The 18067-nt window shown below is 37.7% G+C and carries 19 protein-coding genes and 1 other annotated feature; of the genes, 7 read left to right on the top strand and 12 right to left on the bottom strand.

Annotated features, from left to right (window positions below; translation table 11 throughout):
- Positions 1 to 51: 51 nt before the first annotated feature.
- The 9 genes from IE155_RS02000 to rnm form a co-directional block, all read right to left on the bottom strand.
- Positions 52 to 561, bottom strand: a complete 510-nt coding sequence (locus IE155_RS02000) for a YcgN family cysteine cluster protein (protein WP_189376459.1) — start codon at positions 559 to 561, stop codon at positions 52 to 54.
- A 56-nt stretch (positions 562 to 617) separates the two neighbouring features.
- Complete coding sequence (locus IE155_RS01995; RefSeq protein ID WP_373295346.1) at positions 618 to 1694, bottom strand: lytic murein transglycosylase; 1077 nt, start codon at positions 1692 to 1694, stop codon at positions 618 to 620.
- A gap of 35 nt (positions 1695 to 1729) precedes the next feature.
- Positions 1730 to 2011: a YcgL domain-containing protein gene (locus tag IE155_RS01990; RefSeq protein WP_189376457.1), complete on the bottom strand. Its 282-nt coding sequence runs from the start codon at positions 2009 to 2011 to the stop codon at positions 1730 to 1732.
- A gap of 74 nt (positions 2012 to 2085) precedes the next feature.
- On the bottom strand, positions 2086 to 3234 hold the full coding sequence (gene rnd, locus IE155_RS01985; RefSeq protein ID WP_189376395.1) for a ribonuclease D: 1149 nt from the start codon (positions 3232 to 3234) through the stop codon (positions 2086 to 2088).
- 41 nt (positions 3235 to 3275) lie between these two features.
- On the bottom strand, positions 3276 to 4139 hold the full coding sequence (rluB, locus tag IE155_RS01980; protein ID WP_189376394.1) for a 23S rRNA pseudouridine(2605) synthase RluB: 864 nt from the start codon (positions 4137 to 4139) through the stop codon (positions 3276 to 3278).
- Between the two features lie 100 nt (positions 4140 to 4239).
- A complete protein-coding gene (scpB, locus tag IE155_RS01975; protein WP_189376393.1) occupies positions 4240 to 4854 on the bottom strand; it encodes an SMC-Scp complex subunit ScpB in 615 nt (204 codons plus the stop codon).
- Between the two features lie 35 nt (positions 4855 to 4889).
- Entirely contained in the window at positions 4890 to 5705 is an 816-nt protein-coding gene (locus IE155_RS01970; RefSeq protein ID WP_189376392.1) for a segregation and condensation protein A, read from the bottom strand.
- Between the two features lie 4 nt (positions 5706 to 5709).
- Positions 5710 to 6330, bottom strand: a complete 621-nt coding sequence (locus IE155_RS01965) for an L-threonylcarbamoyladenylate synthase (protein ID WP_189376391.1) — start codon at positions 6328 to 6330, stop codon at positions 5710 to 5712.
- A 28-nt stretch (positions 6331 to 6358) separates the two neighbouring features.
- Entirely contained in the window at positions 6359 to 7237 is an 879-nt protein-coding gene (gene rnm / locus IE155_RS01960) for an RNase RNM (RefSeq protein ID WP_229816966.1), read from the bottom strand.
- 89 nt (positions 7238 to 7326) lie between these two features.
- Positions 7327 to 7428: a sequence feature (Trp leader region), on the top strand.
- Between the two features lie 155 nt (positions 7429 to 7583).
- Between rnm and aroF the strand changes: the two genes are divergently transcribed.
- Genes aroF through trpA form a run of 7 tightly spaced genes read left to right on the top strand, consistent with a single transcriptional unit; the run spans position 7584 to position 15384 of the window.
- Positions 7584 to 8597, top strand: coding sequence for a 3-deoxy-7-phosphoheptulonate synthase (gene aroF, locus IE155_RS01955; protein WP_189376390.1), 1014 nt, complete (start codon positions 7584 to 7586; stop codon positions 8595 to 8597).
- Positions 8594 to 10234, top strand: a complete 1641-nt coding sequence (locus tag IE155_RS01950) for an anthranilate synthase component 1 (protein WP_189376389.1) — start codon at positions 8594 to 8596, stop codon at positions 10232 to 10234. Before aroF ends, IE155_RS01950 begins: the two co-directional genes overlap by 4 nt.
- Positions 10234 to 10917, top strand: coding sequence for an aminodeoxychorismate/anthranilate synthase component II (locus IE155_RS01945; RefSeq protein ID WP_189376388.1), 684 nt, complete (start codon positions 10234 to 10236; stop codon positions 10915 to 10917). The genes IE155_RS01950 and IE155_RS01945 overlap by 1 nt, the downstream gene beginning before the upstream one ends.
- Positions 10910 to 11932: an anthranilate phosphoribosyltransferase gene (trpD, locus tag IE155_RS01940; protein ID WP_189376387.1), complete on the top strand. Its 1023-nt coding sequence runs from the start codon at positions 10910 to 10912 to the stop codon at positions 11930 to 11932. The genes IE155_RS01945 and trpD overlap by 8 nt, the downstream gene beginning before the upstream one ends.
- Positions 11932 to 13320, top strand: a complete 1389-nt coding sequence (gene trpCF / locus IE155_RS01935; protein ID WP_189376386.1) for a bifunctional indole-3-glycerol-phosphate synthase TrpC/phosphoribosylanthranilate isomerase TrpF — start codon at positions 11932 to 11934, stop codon at positions 13318 to 13320. Before trpD ends, trpCF begins: the two co-directional genes overlap by 1 nt.
- Position 13321: 1 nt before the next feature.
- The gene (trpB, locus tag IE155_RS01930) at positions 13322 to 14554 is read left to right on the top strand and encodes a tryptophan synthase subunit beta (RefSeq protein WP_189376385.1); all 1233 of its coding nucleotides are present in this window, start codon (positions 13322 to 13324) and stop codon (positions 14552 to 14554) included.
- Complete coding sequence (gene trpA, locus IE155_RS01925) at positions 14554 to 15384, top strand: tryptophan synthase subunit alpha (RefSeq protein ID WP_189376384.1); 831 nt, start codon at positions 14554 to 14556, stop codon at positions 15382 to 15384. The genes trpB and trpA overlap by 1 nt, the downstream gene beginning before the upstream one ends.
- Before the next feature lie 45 nt (positions 15385 to 15429).
- On the opposite strand, the gene IE155_RS01920 is transcribed toward trpA, so the two are convergent.
- The 3 genes from IE155_RS01920 to IE155_RS01910 all read right to left on the bottom strand — a co-directional run bounded on the left by IE155_RS01920 (position 15430) and on the right by IE155_RS01910 (position 18041).
- Positions 15430 to 16341 (bottom strand): Gfo/Idh/MocA family protein, encoded by a 912-nt coding sequence (locus IE155_RS01920; RefSeq protein WP_189376383.1) that lies wholly within the window; start codon positions 16339 to 16341, stop codon positions 15430 to 15432.
- 73 nt (positions 16342 to 16414) lie between these two features.
- Positions 16415 to 17290 carry a DMT family transporter gene (locus IE155_RS01915; protein WP_189376382.1) on the bottom strand — a complete coding sequence of 292 codons (876 nt, stop codon included), beginning with the start codon at positions 17288 to 17290 and terminating at the stop codon, positions 16415 to 16417.
- Positions 17291 to 17468: 178 nt separating this feature from the next.
- Positions 17469 to 18041 carry a hypothetical protein gene (locus tag IE155_RS01910; RefSeq protein ID WP_189376381.1) on the bottom strand — a complete coding sequence of 191 codons (573 nt, stop codon included), beginning with the start codon at positions 18039 to 18041 and terminating at the stop codon, positions 17469 to 17471.
- Positions 18042 to 18067 lie beyond the last annotated feature (26 nt).

Here is an 18067-nt window from a genome sequence, read left to right as displayed (position 1 = left end):
ATACCCAAATACCAAGGGATACTAGAGTTTATATTGAAACAGACTCTAGCATTAATCAATATCATCAAGCGGCCATAAAACAATATAGTCCTCAAAATAATCTAGATCGACGTCACTATCTTTCACAATTTTTCCACGAACTGACATGCCAGCTTTATGCATAGCTGATTTTTTACCTTTATGTAATAAAGGATGCCATGAAGGGATACCTCGCCCTTCTTTTAAACGTCTATAAGTACAGCTTGGCGGCATAAAGAACACGCTATCAATATTGTCTTGGGTAAGTTGAACACAATCAGGTACTAATGTAGTGCGTTTGCTATATTGGCTACATTGACATGTTTTATCGTTAAGCAGATGACAGGCTATATTGCTGTAATTCATCTGCTCACCTTCTTTGATGTAGGTTGTTGGCATTAATTCTGATTCATCGTCAGTTTCTTCATCATCAATGAATTTATGTAAGCAACATTTAGCACACCCGTCACATAACGACTCCCACTCTTGACGAGTCATTTGCTCTAAAGTTTTACTTTGCCAAAAAGGGGGGGCGTCTTTTATCAAACTCACTAATTTATTCCTAATGCTAATTTCATTAATACCATGTTACTTGGAAACTAATCTATTGGTGGAAACTTAATACGATCTGACAAGTGTCCTACCGAAGTGACAAAATAATAAGATAAGTTCCAGTGCATTAAACTTTTATAATTATCGTAAGCTAAATACACTCGCCCTTTTTCACCATCAGGAAAGACTAGAGCTGCAGTAATGTCTACTTTAGGGAGATCAGTACCATCTGCTCTTCTAACACCCAACGCTTGCCACTGTGCTAACGTTTTTTCGGTGTTTTTCCATGCCGCTAACCATTGTTTACGTCCACCCGTTCTTTGAGGTATTGCTAATGTTTTATCAAAACCTTTAGGTAATTTAACTTGGCGTCCCCAGGTTAAATCACGATTCCAGCCTTCTTTTTTAAGATAATTAGCCATAGATGCAAAGACATCAGCTTGATTACCCCATATATCTTTCTTACCATCACCATCACCATCTACCGCATAAGCAAGAAAGGACGTTGGCATAAATTGGTTTTGTCCCATCGCGCCTGCCCATGAACCTTTCATATCTTCTACATCAATATGACCTTCATTAATGATTGTTAATGCTGCCCATAATTCTTTTTTATAAAAGGCTTCACGACGCCCCTCATATGCAAGTGTCGCCAAAGCTGAAACTACATTGTAGTTCCCCATTATTTTACCAAAATTGGTTTCAAGTCCCCATAAAGCAATGATAAAACGAGGTTGTACACCAAAGTTTTCAGCAATATTGGTCAGCAGCTCATAATGAGTTTTAAATTGTTCCCTAGCACGTTTAATTTTCCAATCAGGTACACGTTTAGGTAGATAGGTATCTAAGGTCTCTACTACTTCGGGTTGATTACGATCAGCTTTAACTGCTCGACGATAAAATGTAGGTTCAGAAAAGACCTTCTCAATAAATTCTATTGAGAAATTTTTACTTTGTGCTTCAACTTTCAATTTTTCAACATAAAGTAAAAACTCCTCTTCACTCAATGGTGTTTTGGTTGATGCTGCTTCAACCTTTACGCCAAACATACTGGTAAATAAGATAACAGTAAGTAAAACCAGCATATTTTTGGTCATTAATATAAAATTTTTAGAATAAATCATAAGTTTACTTTCAGTATTTATGTCTCAATAAATGATTATAATTGGTCAAGCTTGAGTTCAGCCCTATGTGCTTTCAATAAATCCTCTTCTGGCGGCGGTAACTGTAAATAATAGCCTTGTGTGAGCAAATTTTCTTTCACTTTATTAATATCAGCCAATCCAAGTTTAGTTTTAGTCGCTAAGTTAATAATTGTCACTAATATTGGCGAACCAAACATTGACTTAAGTTCATCTGGTACTTCGGAAAAATCATCTCTTTTTTTTACAAATAAATAAGTTTGAGCCTTTTTAGGACTTCTATAAACCGCGCATAACATAATAACAGCCTTGAAAAATAAATATATTGGATTGTGTACCAATAAAAATGGTTCGTACAAACAAAATTACTCGCCTATTCCATACGAGAAAAATCATCTTTAGCCAACTCAAGTAATTGTTCACCGAACAATTTCATTCGCCAATTACGTAGAATATCAACCTGTTCTTGCTGAATGTTTTCCCCTTTGAGCTTAAAGTGCCATGTCAAAAATTGATTAATTTGCTTTTTAGAAGCTAAGTTCTCTACTGTTTGCTCATGTTGAGATGCTATATCAGCAATGAAGCTTTTAATTTTCTTAAAAAGTTGTTTATAACCTGGATATTCATCTAAACGCACAATAGTTTCTGGATAGTCATTCTCACTCACTTCATTAGCTTTTTGTAATACCGATAGCATTGCTTTACCTTTATGACGAATATCTAAAGTATCAACACCTTCAATATTACTCATAGCCGAGAGACTAGAAGGATTATGCTTAGCAAGACCAATTAATGTAGGATCTTTAGCAATAAAACCTATTGGCATATCCCGTTTTTGTGCTTGATCTAGTCGCCAAAGCGCTAAATATTGTAGTAAATTTAATTGCTTAGCACCTAAGCGCCAACTCATTTTAATATGACGATAAAGCTGGCTAGTGTCTGTAGGGGTAAATTTACGCTCAATCATCAATTCCGTTTCTTGTTTCGCTGCTTCAAACCAAGGAGTTGCCAATAATTGTGACTTAAGTGTTGGATAAAGTTGATATAAAAAATCAACATCTGCTTGCGCATAACTAATTTGACTTGCAGTTAATGGTCGTTTGAGCCAATCAGTTCTAGAGTCAGATTTATCGATAATAACCCCTAAGAAATGCTCAACCATTGCCGCATAACCTAAAGACAACCCATGGCCTAAAAATGCCATCATTATTTGGCTATCAATTAAGTTTTTAGGGCGACAATTAGCTTGTGTTAAAAACACTTCTAAATCTTCAGAGCAAGCGTGAATAACCTTCTCTATCGATTCATCTTCAATTAACGCCCAAAAAGGAGTTAAGTCTTCCACCGCAAGCGGATCTATCAACGCAAGATACTCACCATTGCAAACTTGCAGTAAACCTAATTTAGGGTAAAGTGTTCGCGTTCTTACGAATTCCGTATCAACCATTAAAACATCTGATTCTTTCAAATGTTGACATAATTGAATTAAGTCACCTTGTTCTTTAATGTACTGTTTTTGCACTACTACTTCCAATGCTGAATATAATTTAACGTAAATATACCTTAGCTACGGCGTCTACGGGTTGCCTGTTGCTGACGACTTTGATGCTTTTTAACCGAGCGACGAATACGACGACTTTTCGCGTTATCCATAACCTTTTCATCAACCTTGACCTTACTTTTCACTTCAGGGGTTAAGTTAACTAATTGACGATAATAATTAACTTCGGGCAGAGATAGTTCAGTCCAACCGCCAGCAGGTAACTGACGTTTCATCTCCATATCACCATAACGCACACGGATTAAACGACTTACTTGTACTTCTTGGCTTTCCCACAAACGGCGAACCTCTCGGTTACGACCTTCAGACAATACCACATGAAACCAATGATTTCGTCCTTCACCACCACGGTAACTAATTTTTTGAAAACGTGCAGGCCCGTCTTCAAGTTTTACCCCTGCTCTTAACCTTTGTAGCATGGCTTCATTTACTTCACCAAAAACTCGAACAGCATATTCTCGCTCCACTCTCTGGGAAGGATGCATTAATCGATTAGCAAGTTCCCCATCAGTGGTAAACAGTAGCATTCCTGACGTGTTGATATCTAAACGACCTACTGCAATCCAACGGCTTGAATCAAGCTTAGGTAATCTGTCAAATACTGTAGGACGACCTTCAGGATCTTTTCGAGTACACATTTCGCCTTCTGGCTTGTTGTACATTAGTATGCGACAAATTTCTTCGTCTTTTGCTTGTAAACTGACACTATGACCGTCAATTTTTATTTGTTCATTACCTTCAACACGATCGCCTAGATAAGCGACTTGCCCGTTGATGCTAACGCGTCCTGCGCTAATAATTGTTTCCATTTCTCGGCGTGAACCTTTACCCGCGCGGGCCAATACTTTTTGTAGTTTTTCAGACATAGGGCTAACTCTCTTACGTCAGTAACATCACAACCTAGTAACTTATAAAAATAGTTTAGCTTAAAGTGGATTAAGCTAATATTAATTAAGTTATCTATGGTTATTTAGTCTCTGTCTCTCTTTTTTGAGTACTTTCTTCACTTTCAGAGTTTGCTAATTGCATTTCAATATCTGTTAATGAAGATTCTGATAATGGCATCAATTGTGGTAACTGTGCCAATGATTTTAACGAAAAATAATCTAAAAATTCTTTTGTTGTTGCCAATAGTGCAGGTCGCCCAGGTACTTCTTTATGACCTACTTCTTTTATCCAATCCCGCTCTAATAATGTTTTAATGAGATGACTACTCACAGAAACACCACGTACATCTTCGATTTCTCCACGAGTTATTGGCTGTCGATAAGCAATTAATGCTAAAGTTTCTAGTATCGCGCGAGAATATTTTGGGGCTTTCTCTTGAAATAATACCGCTATATCACTTGCGATCGAATCAACCACTTGAAAACGATAGCCTGAAGCGACTTCAACTAGATTTATTGCTCTGTCTTTGTAAACTAAGCTTATTTCAGCAATTGCATTTAACACTTGTTGATGACTAACCGTATATTCAACCAATAATTGCTGCTTAATTTTCATTAAAGATAAAGGGCTAGATGACGCAAAAATAGCACCTTCAATTAGCTTGATTAATTTCTGCTTACTTAAACTTGTCATAGTTTACCATTATCATCTTAATTTATCGTCAATTTTCAGCTCGCTCGAACATTTATTCGACCAAATCCATTAGTTTGAATACATTCAACTAAATGATCTTTTAATAATTCTAATAACGCTAAAAATGTAACAACAACACCGTTTCGTCCTTCTTTTGGCTCAAATAACGCTTCAAAAGCGATAAAACCTTCATTATCTGTGTGCTGTTGTAAAATATTAAGAATTTTACTCATACGCTCTCTTGTTGATAACGATTCTTTAGCAATATGATGATGTTCATAGGCTTGAGTACGCTTTAATACGTCTTGAAGTGCGCTGACCAACTCCATTAAATCTACATCACTGTCATTAGCACGCATTGGTATATTTTCAGGAAGATTGGTGTTTACACATAGAAAATCACGCTCCATACGAGGAAGTTTATCAAGGTTTAGAGCTGCATATTTAATCACCTCATATTCTTGTAAACGTCTAACAAGTTCAGCTCGAGGATCAACTTCTTCATCTTCTATATGTAGTTTAGGTAATAACAAACGCGATTTAATTTCAGCCAAAATAGCAGCCATAACTAAATATTCTGCAGCAAGCTCTAATTTTACATTTTTCATCAACTCAACATAATGCATATACTGAGTAGTTATAGGAGCAATAGGAAGGTCGAGAATATCAAATTTTTGTTTTTTGATCAGATACAAGAGTAAATCTAGAGGGCCTTCAAATGTTTCAAGAATGACCTCTAACGCATCGGGAGGAATAAATAAATCTTGAGGTTTATTGATGTAAGCCTCTCCGCGTATAAACGCGAGAGGTAGTTGTTGCTGATGCATTTCACCCGATGATTTTTTGTTCATTTTATTATTCAAAAGGTGTTGGATCACCCTGTCCTACGCGCAATATTTCACCCTCTCCTTCAGAAAAATCAATAACTGTAGTAGGTTTTTCGCCAAGGTAGCCGCCATCAATAATTAAATCGACTTGATGCTCTAACAGATCGCGAATATGTTCAGGATCGAATTCAGCTCGAGATTCACCTGGCATAATTAACGTGGTAGACATTATCGGCTCTTCAAGCGCGGCTAGTAGAGCTTGTGCTATCGGGTTTTCAGGAATTCTAATACCAATCGTTTTCTTTTTCGGGTTTAGTAAGCGTTTAGGCACATCTTTCGTGCCTTTAAATACAAAGGTATATGCCCCTGGGGTGTTATTTTTAATTAATCTAAAAATTGAATTATCAACACGCGCATATTCGGACAACTCAGACAAGTCTTTACACACTAAGGTAAAATTATGATTTTTGCTAATGTCACGAATTTTACAAATACGCTCTAACGCTTTTTTATCACCGATATGACAACCAAGTGCATAGCCTGATTCTGTAGGATATACCACTACCGCACCTTGATGAATCATGTCTGCAGCCTGTTTCATCAGTCGTCCTTGCGGATTTTCAGGGTGAACATAAAAAAACTGACTCATATAAAAGCTCCTTGTTCAGTTGTGTTGATTAGTGATTCGCCCAATGTTTCCATATAGGATTACAGTTTTCAGGTAACCTTAGGTTTTTTCCTAAATCTGCCCACTTACTTGGATAATGAAAATCAGATCCTAAAGACGCTTGCAAATCATATTCTAAACAATAGTTTAGCATACGTTGGCGTTGTTCGTTATTCATTTGCGGTAAAACAACTTCCAAACCATCTCCACCTGCTTCTTTAAACTGAATAATTAAACGTCTCAACCATTTAGCCGTCATATCGTAGCGAATAGGATGAGCGATTACCGAGCTACCGCCCGCTTGGTGGATAACGTCAATAGCAGTCTCAATTGTACACCAAGTTGGTTTTACAAATGCTCGCTTGCCTTTACCAATATATTTATCAAAAGCACCCTGCATAGTAGAAACATACCCTTGATTAAAAAGCACTTTTGCAAAATGTGCACGAGTAATAGATCCATTACCCGCTAATACTTTTGCTTGCTCATAAATATCAGGTAAACCACTTTTTACTAGTTTTTCCCCAATACTAATAGCACGTTGTTCCCTTGCTATTTGCTGTTGATTGATTAATTCAATCAGTGCGGGGCTATTTTTATCAATATTTAAGCCCACAATATGAATTTCAAAGCTGTGCCAAGCGGTAGATATTTCAATACCATCAATGAGTTGAATTGGAAGATTTTTATCTAAAATATGCTTTTTAGCAATATCAAGACCATCGGTCGTATCATGATCGGTGATAGCTAACACATCTAATTGAAAGTTTACTGCCCTATCTATCAACTCCTCTGGCGTTAAACCACCATCAGAGCATTGAGTATGGCTATGTAAGTCAACACGACTATTTGTAAAGTCGACTAAATTTTCGGTTGACATCAAGGGCATAATCAGTTCTTCTATAGGGGATTTTTAGCAAAACTTATTTTACTCAGGTAATAATGATAATGATACAAGTAAAACAAACTATTTCTCTAATTTGGTGGTGGCATAACTCTACATAAGTGGGTTGTGATAGTTTGCTATTAATTAAGTAAAAGATTTCTGAAAACCCGCTTCTATTAAGCGGGTTTTTTCATTTTTAGCTTTCAATAATTAATAAACATTTACTTTAAACAAAAAACTTAGGATTAAATCATGTTAACAACTAGAGTTAAGAGTTGGTTTATATGGTGGCTTCAGCCAATTTACGCTGGTTGACCCTCTCTATATATAAACAATTAGGATTTAAAAAATGATCATAATATTAAAACCACAAGCGTCAGAAAAAGACGCCCAAGAAATTTTAGATAAAATAGCAAGCTTAGGGCTAAAACCCTTATATATGCCAGGTATTGAACGTACCGTTTTAGGCGCATTAGGCGATGAACGCGTACTTAGCCAACTTCACCTTGACGCCTACCCTATGGTAGATGAAATAAAACCAGTATTAAGCCCTTATAAACTAGTCAGTCGCGAACTACAAGCACACGACTCTGTAGTGTCTATTGGCGGCGTAAAAGTAGGCGGTGGTAACTTTACGGTTATTGCAGGCCCTTGTTCAGTTGAAAGCCAAGAACAACTTTTTGGCGTAGCTAATATGCTAACGCAACACAATATTCCATTATTACGTGGAGGTGCCTTCAAACCACGTACCAGCCCATATAGCTTTCAAGGCTTAGGCGTTGAGGGACTCGAATTACTGAAATCAGCAAAAGCTAAATTTAATATGCCTGTTGTCTCTGAAATTATCGATCCAAATGATGCTGATTTAATGTACGACTATATCGATTGTTTCCAAATTGGCGCACGTAATATGCAAAATTTTCGCTTACTTGAAGCCGTAGGCAAACAAGATAAAACCGTATTATTAAAACGCGGTATGAGCGCAACAATTGAAGAGTTATTACTTGCCGCTGAATATATAATTAATGCTGGAAACTCGAACGTTATTCTGTGTGAACGTGGCATTCGTACCTTTGAAACTGCTACCCGCAATACTTTAGACTTAAGTGCAGTTGCTTATTTAAAAGAAAAATCACATTTACCGGTATTTGTTGACCCATCACACGGCACTGGTATTAAATCTTTAATTAACCCTTTATCAAGAGCCGCCGTTGCAGTAGGTGCTGATGGTATTATTGTTGAAGCCCATTTAAATCCTAAAGAAGCCTTATCGGATGGTCACCAAGCATTAACCGCAGAAGACTTTGCTACATTAATGGCTGATATTAAGCCATTTATAACCGCTGCAGGTAAAATACTATGAAAGCCATATACAACCCAAATGATAATACAGATATAGGCCGAGTTGATACATTATCAGGCAAAGCAAATTATCAAGCAGATCCCCTCACCTTATTTAAAAAACTGTGTGGTAATAAAACTAATAACCTTTTACTCGAATCTGCTGAAATAGATAAAAAACATCAATTAAAAAGTTTATTACTCGTTGATGCTGCTGTAAAAATAGTGTGTAACGGCAATATTGTTACCTTTAAACCATTAACCTTAAATGGTGAATCAGCAGTCGCATTCGCTACTAAAAAATTATCTGAATATGCACAGTTGAGCTTTAACGATAAAACCTTAATTGCTGCGTTTCCTGAAGTTGATCAAGCGCTTGATGAAAAATCACGCTTAAAGGCTATTAACCCGTTCGAAAGTTTACGGGTCTTTAACCAATTAAAAAATGAAAACCATCATCCGTTCGCCGTATTTTTAGGAGGCGCATTTGCCTTCGATATGATCACCATGAGTGAACAACTTCCTGAGGTAAAAGATGGCGAAAACACCTGCCCTGATTTTGTTTATTATCTAGCCGAAACATTAGTAATTATCGACCATGAAAAACGCTCATCTGAAATTATTGCCAATGTATTTTCAGGCAAAGAGCAACGTAAATGTCATTTTGAAATAGCACGTAGACTCTCTGCAATTAAAGCATTAGTTGAAAGTGATATTGCACCTCCGAAAACTCGAGAAATAGAACTAGACACACCAATAGAAGTTGCTTGTGACATTGATGATATAACTTTTTGTACTACCGTTAATCAATTAAAAGAGCATATTAAAGCGGGCGACATTTTCCAAGTTGTGCCTTCTCGTACCTTTAGCTTACCTTGTAAAGATACCTTCAATGCCTATTTAGCCCTGCGTTCAAGTAATCCAAGCCCTTATATGTTTTACTTACAAGATGACGACTTTTGTATGTTTGGCGCATCACCCGAGTCAGCCATTAAATACCAACAACATAATCGACAAGTAGAAATTTACCCAATTGCAGGCACAAGACCTCGTGGCTACAAAGCTAATGGTGAATTTTCGTTAGATTTAGATTGTCGAATTGAATTAGAACTAAGGCAAGATAAAAAAGAACTAGCAGAACATATTATGCTCGTTGATCTAGCCCGTAATGATGTTGCGAGAGTTAGTAAAGCGGGTACCAGACACGTCGCCGATTTGTTAAAAGTAGACCGCTACTCACATGTAATGCATCTAGTATCAAGGGTTTGTGGTACATTATCTGATGATCTAGACGCACTACACGCCTACCAAGCATGTATGAATATGGGCACTTTATCTGGTGCCCCTAAAGTGAAAGCAACTTCACTCATTAGACAATTCGAAGGTAAGCGTCGTGGTAGTTATGGGGGCGCTGTTGGATATATAACAGGCGAAGGTGATATGGATACTTGTATTGTTATTCGTTCTGCTTTTGTCAAACATTCAATCGCCCATATTCAAGCAGGCGCAGGTGTTGTATATGACTCTAACCCGCAATCAGAGGCGGATGAAACTCGACAAAAAGCCCAAGCTGTAATTTCCGCCATTATTAAAGCCGCGACAATGGAAAATATCTCTGAGAATACAAGTGATAAACACTCAACAATGGAGGTTAAGTGATGAAAAACACTAAGTATACTGAATCTAAAGTTCAAACACCGGCTAATGTACAAATTTTCATGCTCGATAATTTAGACTCATTCACTTATAACTTAGTAGATGAATTTAAATGCTTGGGCTTTGATCCGATAATTTATCGTAATACCATAAGTGCTGACTTTATTTTAGCGCAGATAGAAAAATGTTCTGATCCTGTCATGTTAGTGCTTTCCCCTGGACCGGGCGAACCGAGTAAATCAGGTTGTTTAATGGAGCTAATCGCTAAAACAGCGGGTAAATATCCTATTTTAGGTATTTGTTTAGGTCACCAAGCTTTAATTGAACATTACGGTGGCGTTGTAGGACGCGCACCTGAAATAGTGCATGGTAAAGCGTCAAATGTTACTCATTCAGGTGAACACGCCTTCGCCAATATCATTAACCCTTTGCCTGTTGCTCGTTATCATTCGTTAGTGGCGACCAAAATGCCTGACGCTTTATCACTGGTTGCGTATTTGGATACCGACAAAAATGAACGTTTACCTATGGCGATAGCACACGAACAAGATAATATTTTAGGCTTTCAATTTCATCCAGAGTCTATTTTAACAACCTACGGTAGCACCTTGTTAGCTCAAAGTATTGACCACTTAATTGTAAACCATTTAATCGCAAATAATTTATCAGGAGCATGTAATGACTAATGTGCTACAAACCCTTGTTGATGGAAAATCACTTAACCAACTGCAATCTCAAGAATTTTTTAGTCAAGTATTTTCTGGCGATGTAGACCCAGCGTTGCTTGCCTCAGTACTTACAGCTTTAAAAGTAAAAGGAGAAACCCCAGAAGAAATTTCTGGTGCCGCTATTGCTGTTCGAAATTTTGCCACAAGCTTTCCCGAGCAACAAAACGGCGTTGCTGACTGCGTTGGCACAGGTGGTGATGGTGCAAACACCATTAACATTTCAACAACTGCCGCTATTCTTGCCGCTGCTTGTGGTTTAAAAATGGCTAAACATGGCAATAGAAGTGTTTCTAGTATGTCTGGCTCAGCCGACTTACTAGAAGCATTTGGTGTTAATTTAACTATGTCACCTGAAACCGCGAGTAAGTGCCTAGAGCAAAGTAATTTATGTTTCTTATATGCACCAGCCTACCATCCAGGTTTTAAATACGCAGGACCCGTTCGATCGGCAATGGGAATAAGAACCTTATTTAATATTTTAGGGCCGTTAGTCAACCCTTCTTGTCCAAGTGTGATGCTGTTAGGGGTTTATACACCAGAGTTAATTCCAACAATGGCAAAAAGTTTAGTGTTAACGGGAGTTACACGCGGTTGGGTAGTTCATGGCAGCGGCTTAGATGAAATAGCCTTACATGGTGCAACTCAAGTTACCGAAATAGCTAATGGTGAATTAACTGAAAAAGTGATAACACCTGCTGATTTTGGCTTATCCAATTATGTATATACCCTTGATGATATAAAAGGCGGAACACCACAAGAGAATGCTGATATTATCAAAGCGATTTTATCTGGTAACGGTGAGCCTGCCCATAATGCCGCGGTTATAGTAAACTGTGCCGCCCTACTTTACTTACATGACAAAGCAGATACTCTCACAGACGCTGCACAAATCGCCACACAAGTATTAGCGTCGGGTAAAGGCTTAACAACACTTGAATTAATGGTATCGATTTCCAATGGAGAAAAACACTAATGGCCAATGTATTAGAGAAAATTGTTGAAAATAAGCGCATTGAAATAGCAGCACTTAAACAACAAAAACCATTAGCGAGTTTTATCGATGAATTAACACCAACTAAAAAAGATATGTACGCCGCTTTAGATCGTAAGCAAGGCCATAGACATGCTGGTTTTATACTAGAATGCAAAAAAGCTTCTCCGTCTAAAGGACTTATTCGCCCTGACTTTGACGTTAAAGCTATTTGTCAAATTTATGATAAATACGCCGCCGCCATTTCAGTGCTCACTGATGAAAAATATTTTCAAGGTAAATTTGAATACCTGAAAATAGTGACAGATACCGTAAGTTGTCCTGTGCTTAATAAAGATTTTTTTGTTGATGCATATCAAGTATACCTTGCACGTTACTATGGTGCTGACGCCATTTTACTCATGTTAAGCGTATTATCTGATGAAGAATACCAAGAGCTATCAAGGATTGCTCAGCAATATAACCTTGCAGTGTTAACCGAAGTATCCAACGAAGAAGAACGTGACCGTGCTATCTCACTTGGGGCAAAGTTAGTCGGTATTAATAATCGTAACTTACGTGATTTATCAACCAATATTGCTACCACCTTTGATTTTGCTCCGACACTACCTGACGACTGTATTGTTATTTCAGAATCAGGTATCTACACCAACGATCAAGTAAGAGAGCTTGCTCCTGCCGTAGATGGCTTCTTAGTGGGGAGTTCGATAATGGCGCAAGATGATATTGATCTAGCATGTCGAACGCTAATTTACGGCAATAACAAAGTGTGTGGCTTAACGTCACCAGAATATGCAGCGATAGCAAAAGACAGTGGCGCACAATTTGGCGGATTAATTTTTGCCGAAAAATCGCCTCGTTTTGTCACAAAAGCCATTGCAGAGCAAATTGTGACGGCAATAACAGGATTACGCTACGTAGGCGTATATGTTAACCACCCAACAGAATTTGTCGCTGAAACCGCCCTTGCATTAAACTTATATGCGGTACAACTTCATGGCCAAGAAGACGAACAATATATTGAAACACTTCGCGAACAATTACCTAAGAGTTGTCAAATATGGAAAGCAGTTGCGGTTGACTCTACCGTGCCTCGGTTAGATCTCTTAGTACAACACTATGTCCTTGATGGGAAAAGTGCCGGGAGTGGACAAAGCTTTAATTGGCAAGTGTTAGCCGATAGCGAGCAAGACTTATCCCCATGCTTTTTAGCCGGTGGGTTAAACATAGATAACATTGCTACGGCAACGCAATTATTAACCACACAAGAATTATATGGTTTAGATCTCAACTCAGGTGTTGAATCTAGCCCTGGAATTAAAAGCCGTGACAAACTTAATAAAGTTTTCGCGCAAATACGGAATTATTAAAATGACGAATCAAACGAATAAAGTAGCAGAAAAACAAATAATACCTGCCTATTTTGGTGAATTTGGCGGAATGTTTGTTGGCGAATTATTAGTACCTGCACTTGAGCAATTAGAACAAGCCTTTGTTGACTCTAAAACTGATGAAGCATTTCAGGCTGAATTTAACAAACTACTCACAAGTTATGCTGGTAGGCCAACACCGCTTACACTAACCCGTAATTTATCAAAAAACCCACTCGCTAAAATTTACTTAAAACGTGAAGACTTGTTACACGGTGGTGCTCATAAAACTAACCAAGTATTAGGCCAAGCATTACTAGCTAAAAAAATGGGAAAAACAGAAATCATTGCTGAAACAGGTGCGGGGCAGCATGGCGTTGCCACGGCAATTGCTTGTGCGTTACTCGGTTTAAAATGTCGTGTTTACATGGGCACGGTAGACTGTCAACGCCAACAGCCTAATGTCTTTAGAATGAAGCTAATGGGAGCAACCGTTATTCCCGTTACTGCTGGTGGCGGAACCTTAAAAGATGCGGTTAATGAAGCGTTACGTGATTGGTCTGCCAACTATGACAGCGCTCATTACCTATTAGGGACTGCTGCAGGTCCTCATCCATTCCCTACCATTGTTCGTGACTTTCAAAAGATGATCGGCGAAGAAGCCAAAGCCCAGCTACTTGAAGAAGAAGGTAAATTACCGGATTACGTTATTGCCTGTGTGGGTGGCGGTTCAAATGCCATCGGTATGTTTAACGACTTTATTCATGAAACTAACGTTAAGTTAATTGGTGTAGAGGCTGGTGGTAAAGGCATAGATACCCATGAGCATGGTGCAACCTTATCTGCCGGTACTAAAGGTATGTTGCACGGCAACTATACCTATATTATGCAAGATAAATATGGCCAAATTGAAGAGTCTTACTCTGTTTCAGCTGGTTTAGATTATCCAGCTGTAGGACCACAACATGCCTATTTAAAAGAAACAGGTCGTGCTCAATATGTACCAATTAATGACGATGAAGCATTAGCGGCTTTTCAAACATTAGCGAGCTCTGAAGGTATTATTCCTGCATTAGAGTCTTCTCATGCATTAGCCCATGCGCTTAAAATGGCCGAGACTGTAACAGAAGAAACTATTTTCTTAGTTAACTTATCTGGTCGTGGCGATAAAGATCTTGCCCACGTACAAACGGTATTACACCCCGAAGCCTCTAACAATAAGGAGCAAAACTAATGAGCCAAATACATCCAGGCATTAGTCAGCGTTATCAACAGTGTTTTGCTAACTTAGCTGAAAAAAACGAAGGCGCTTTTATTCCTTTTGTTACCATCGGCGATCCAAATCCTGAGCAATCATTTGAAGTCATTAAGACACTAATTGATTCAGGTGCCGATGCGCTAGAATTGGGGATCCCCTTTTCAGATCCAAGTGCTGACGGCGTCACCATTCAACAAGCTGCTTTGCGTGCTTTATCTTCAGGTGTAAATACTGACATTTGTATCGATATTTTAAAGCAAGTGAGGGAGTATGCTCCGCAAATCCCCATTGGTTTATTACTATACGGTAATTTAGTGTTTGCCCGTGGTATTGATAATTTCTATCAAGATATGGCCGATGCGGGTGTTGATTCGGTACTTATTGCTGATTTACCCATCAGAGAAAGTGAGCCATTTCGTAACGCTGCACTAAAAAGTGGTATCGCTCCGATATTTATTGCACCACCCAATGGTAGTGAAAAAACGTTAGCTAACGTTGCCAAGTATAGCGAAGGATATACCTACGTACTCAGTCGTGCTGGCGTCACTGGCGCAGAGACTAAAGCAACGACACCTGCGGATCATTTAGTAGCGGCATTAAAAGCAAACAATGCTCCACCTTCTGTTATTGGCTTTGGTATTTCAGCCCCTGAGCAAGTTAAAGAAGCCTTAGCAGCAGGTGCAAGAGGCGCAATAAGCGGCTCAGCCGTTGTTAAAATTATTGAAAACAACTTAGCAGATAACAAAGCGATGCTTACTAATTTAAGCAGTTTTATTAAATCAATGAAAGCAGCGACGGTTAAATAATAGTTAGGCCCTAGGTACCTAGGGCCTAACATAATTCTTAAGCGGTTAAAGTTGTTCTAATATGTTCTGACAAAGTTGATGTGTTCGTTCAATTTGTGCTAATTGTTGGTTTGACGAATAACCTTGATGAATAACACTAAGCCAATGATCAATCATATCAACAAAACCTCTGGTATATAAATAGCTATCCCAGTCAGAAAAACCTATTGTTGATACTCTACCTTCTTGATAATAATTGCCTGTAGTTAACCCTGATATTTGATATTTCTCGTTATGAGCAAATGCTTCAATAACTTCCTCATTGATCCCAGAAGCTCTATTCATACTACCTTCAAATAGTCGCTGGCCACATTCAAAGGAAATACGTATATTTGTCAGTTGTTCATTAGAGGATTGACCGAATACTTGTAAATTACTCAGCATACTAATATCGCTCCCTGCCAAATAACATAAACCATCAATTACATGGATAAAGTCATCAAAAATGACTGTTGTAGCATTATCAGGTAAAGCAACTCTATTCTTTTGCCACCGGATATGAGAGATATTTTTTGCTAAAAGGTTAGTTACCTGTGGTGCAAATCTTCGGTTAAAGCCAAGATAAAGTGGGATGTTATTTTCTCTTGCAAGAGTTATTAGTTGGTTACACTCACTTATTTTATAACTTAATGGTTTATCAATAAATGTAGCTATACCTGCATTAAGTGATTGAACAGCAATATCGAAATGACTTTCTGTCGCAGAATGTATCATGACCGCATCAGGTTTACTTTCAAATAAGCGATTACTATCGTCATAACAGTCATTAATTCTATATTGCTTAGCTAATTGTGCTAAAACCTCTTGATTTCGAGTACATAAAATAGGAGTAATACTCGGGTGTGTAGCTATAATAGGTAAATAAGCTTTTTGTGCTATATCACCTAAACCTATCATTGCTATACGTAATCTATTCACTTATTGCTCCTTTGTCCCAAAAACTTATAAGAGTTATTATTATCCATTTAGTCTTTAAACTTAAGCACTAGCTTTATAGCGTTTTTATTTTTTTGACATGAGTAAGAATATAAACACTAAAGACGCACAGTATCATTCCGCAAATACTAACTATAGTTAAAGTTTCATCAAATAGTAACCACGCTTCAAGTGCAGTTGCTGGTGGTACTAAATAGAAGTAACTAGACACTTTAGCAGCCGCACCATGCTCAATCATATACAAGAGTAATAAAATTGATACGACAGACAAGCCTAAAATAAGCCACAGTAAAGCGGAAATAAACTCTGGTTGCCAATTAATATCAGGCGCTACTTGGAAGTATGATATTGGTAAAAATACCAATAAGCTCGCAATATACTGCCATAAAACTGAAGGTAATAACGGCTGATTTTGGCAAAATATTTTTTGATATAAAGTACCGATTGTAATGCCTAGTAAAGCGATAACCGCAAAAATTAACGCGCTATAATTAACTCGAGACAAATCAACTTGGCTAGCGACAACCAACCCAATACCAATTACGCCGCCTACAAGCGCAACTAGTTGCTTTTTCGTTAATGATTCATTAAATAAATAAAGTGCAATAAAAGCAGTTAATAAAGGTTGTAAGCCTACAATAATTGCAGTAACTCCTGCTGGAATTCCCTGCTCTATCGCGCCAAAAACACCGCCTAAATATGCACCATGAATTAATAAGCCAGTGATCATCGAGTGAAGTATTTGACTTAACGTGAGTTTAGGTTGTTTGAGTAAAATAATGAGAAAAACAAAAACAAGCACATTACCAATGCCACGTAAACTTAGAAAGTCTCCTGTTCCTGCATAAGGCAAACCATATTTTGCACCGATAAAACCAGTGCTCCATAACAAAACAAAAAAAAATGGAATAGATTTTTTTAAAGAAAACATTGCATTACATGCCAAAAAATAAAGTGAAACTTAGTATAACCAAGGCAAAAATAAAGCCTATCTACAGTTTAACTATTTATCTACTTATACAGTTGTATGAATGAATAAAAAAAAGACTTCCCCTTAAAAAGGAAGTCTATGTATTGATGTGGTTTTAATAAGTTATAAAGTCAAAAGGCTAATTATCGTCGTGATCTTCTGGCATATTAGCCATGACCCAATCTAAGTTTTCTTTAATAAACTTTTTATCTTCTGGTGAAACATTTTTACCCATTTTTAACATGCCCATCATATTTTTCTCTTGCTCTTCAAGCGTTTTTAGCATTTTTTCACGCACTTCTTTGGGCATATTAGCTTTTTGCATTTGTTCAACTGCTTGTTGCTTCATTGCTAACAATGCATCAATATTTTCTCCGGACGGCATTTGTTCCATTTGTACTGCCATTACTCCGCCAATAATTCTCATACTAAGATCATAAAGCTGTTCAACACCTGAAAGTCCCGCTGTTTGAATAGCACTATTAATTTGAGGGTAAAACGATAACTCTTGAACTTTGGATAAAAACTTAGTTTTATCTGTGTAAGAAAAATCGTCCATCTGTTTGTCTAGTTCAGGGTACTGTTGTTGTAATTGTTGTAGTTGCTCAATAGCATTAAAGTATTGCTGAGCAAGTGCTTTAGTTAATGTCTCTTGTGCGATTGCGCTGCTCGAGAAACAAAACACTAAAATGAGAGATAATAGAGGTCTCATCTACTTTTCCTTAAGAAATGGTATTG

Origin of the sequence: Thalassotalea profundi (assembly GCF_014653195.1) — a bacterium.
Lineage (GTDB): Bacteria > Pseudomonadota > Gammaproteobacteria > Enterobacterales > Alteromonadaceae > Thalassotalea_B > Thalassotalea_B profundi.
The sequence above is the reverse complement of the archived record's forward strand: the minus strand, read 5'-3'. Positions and strand labels throughout refer to the sequence as shown.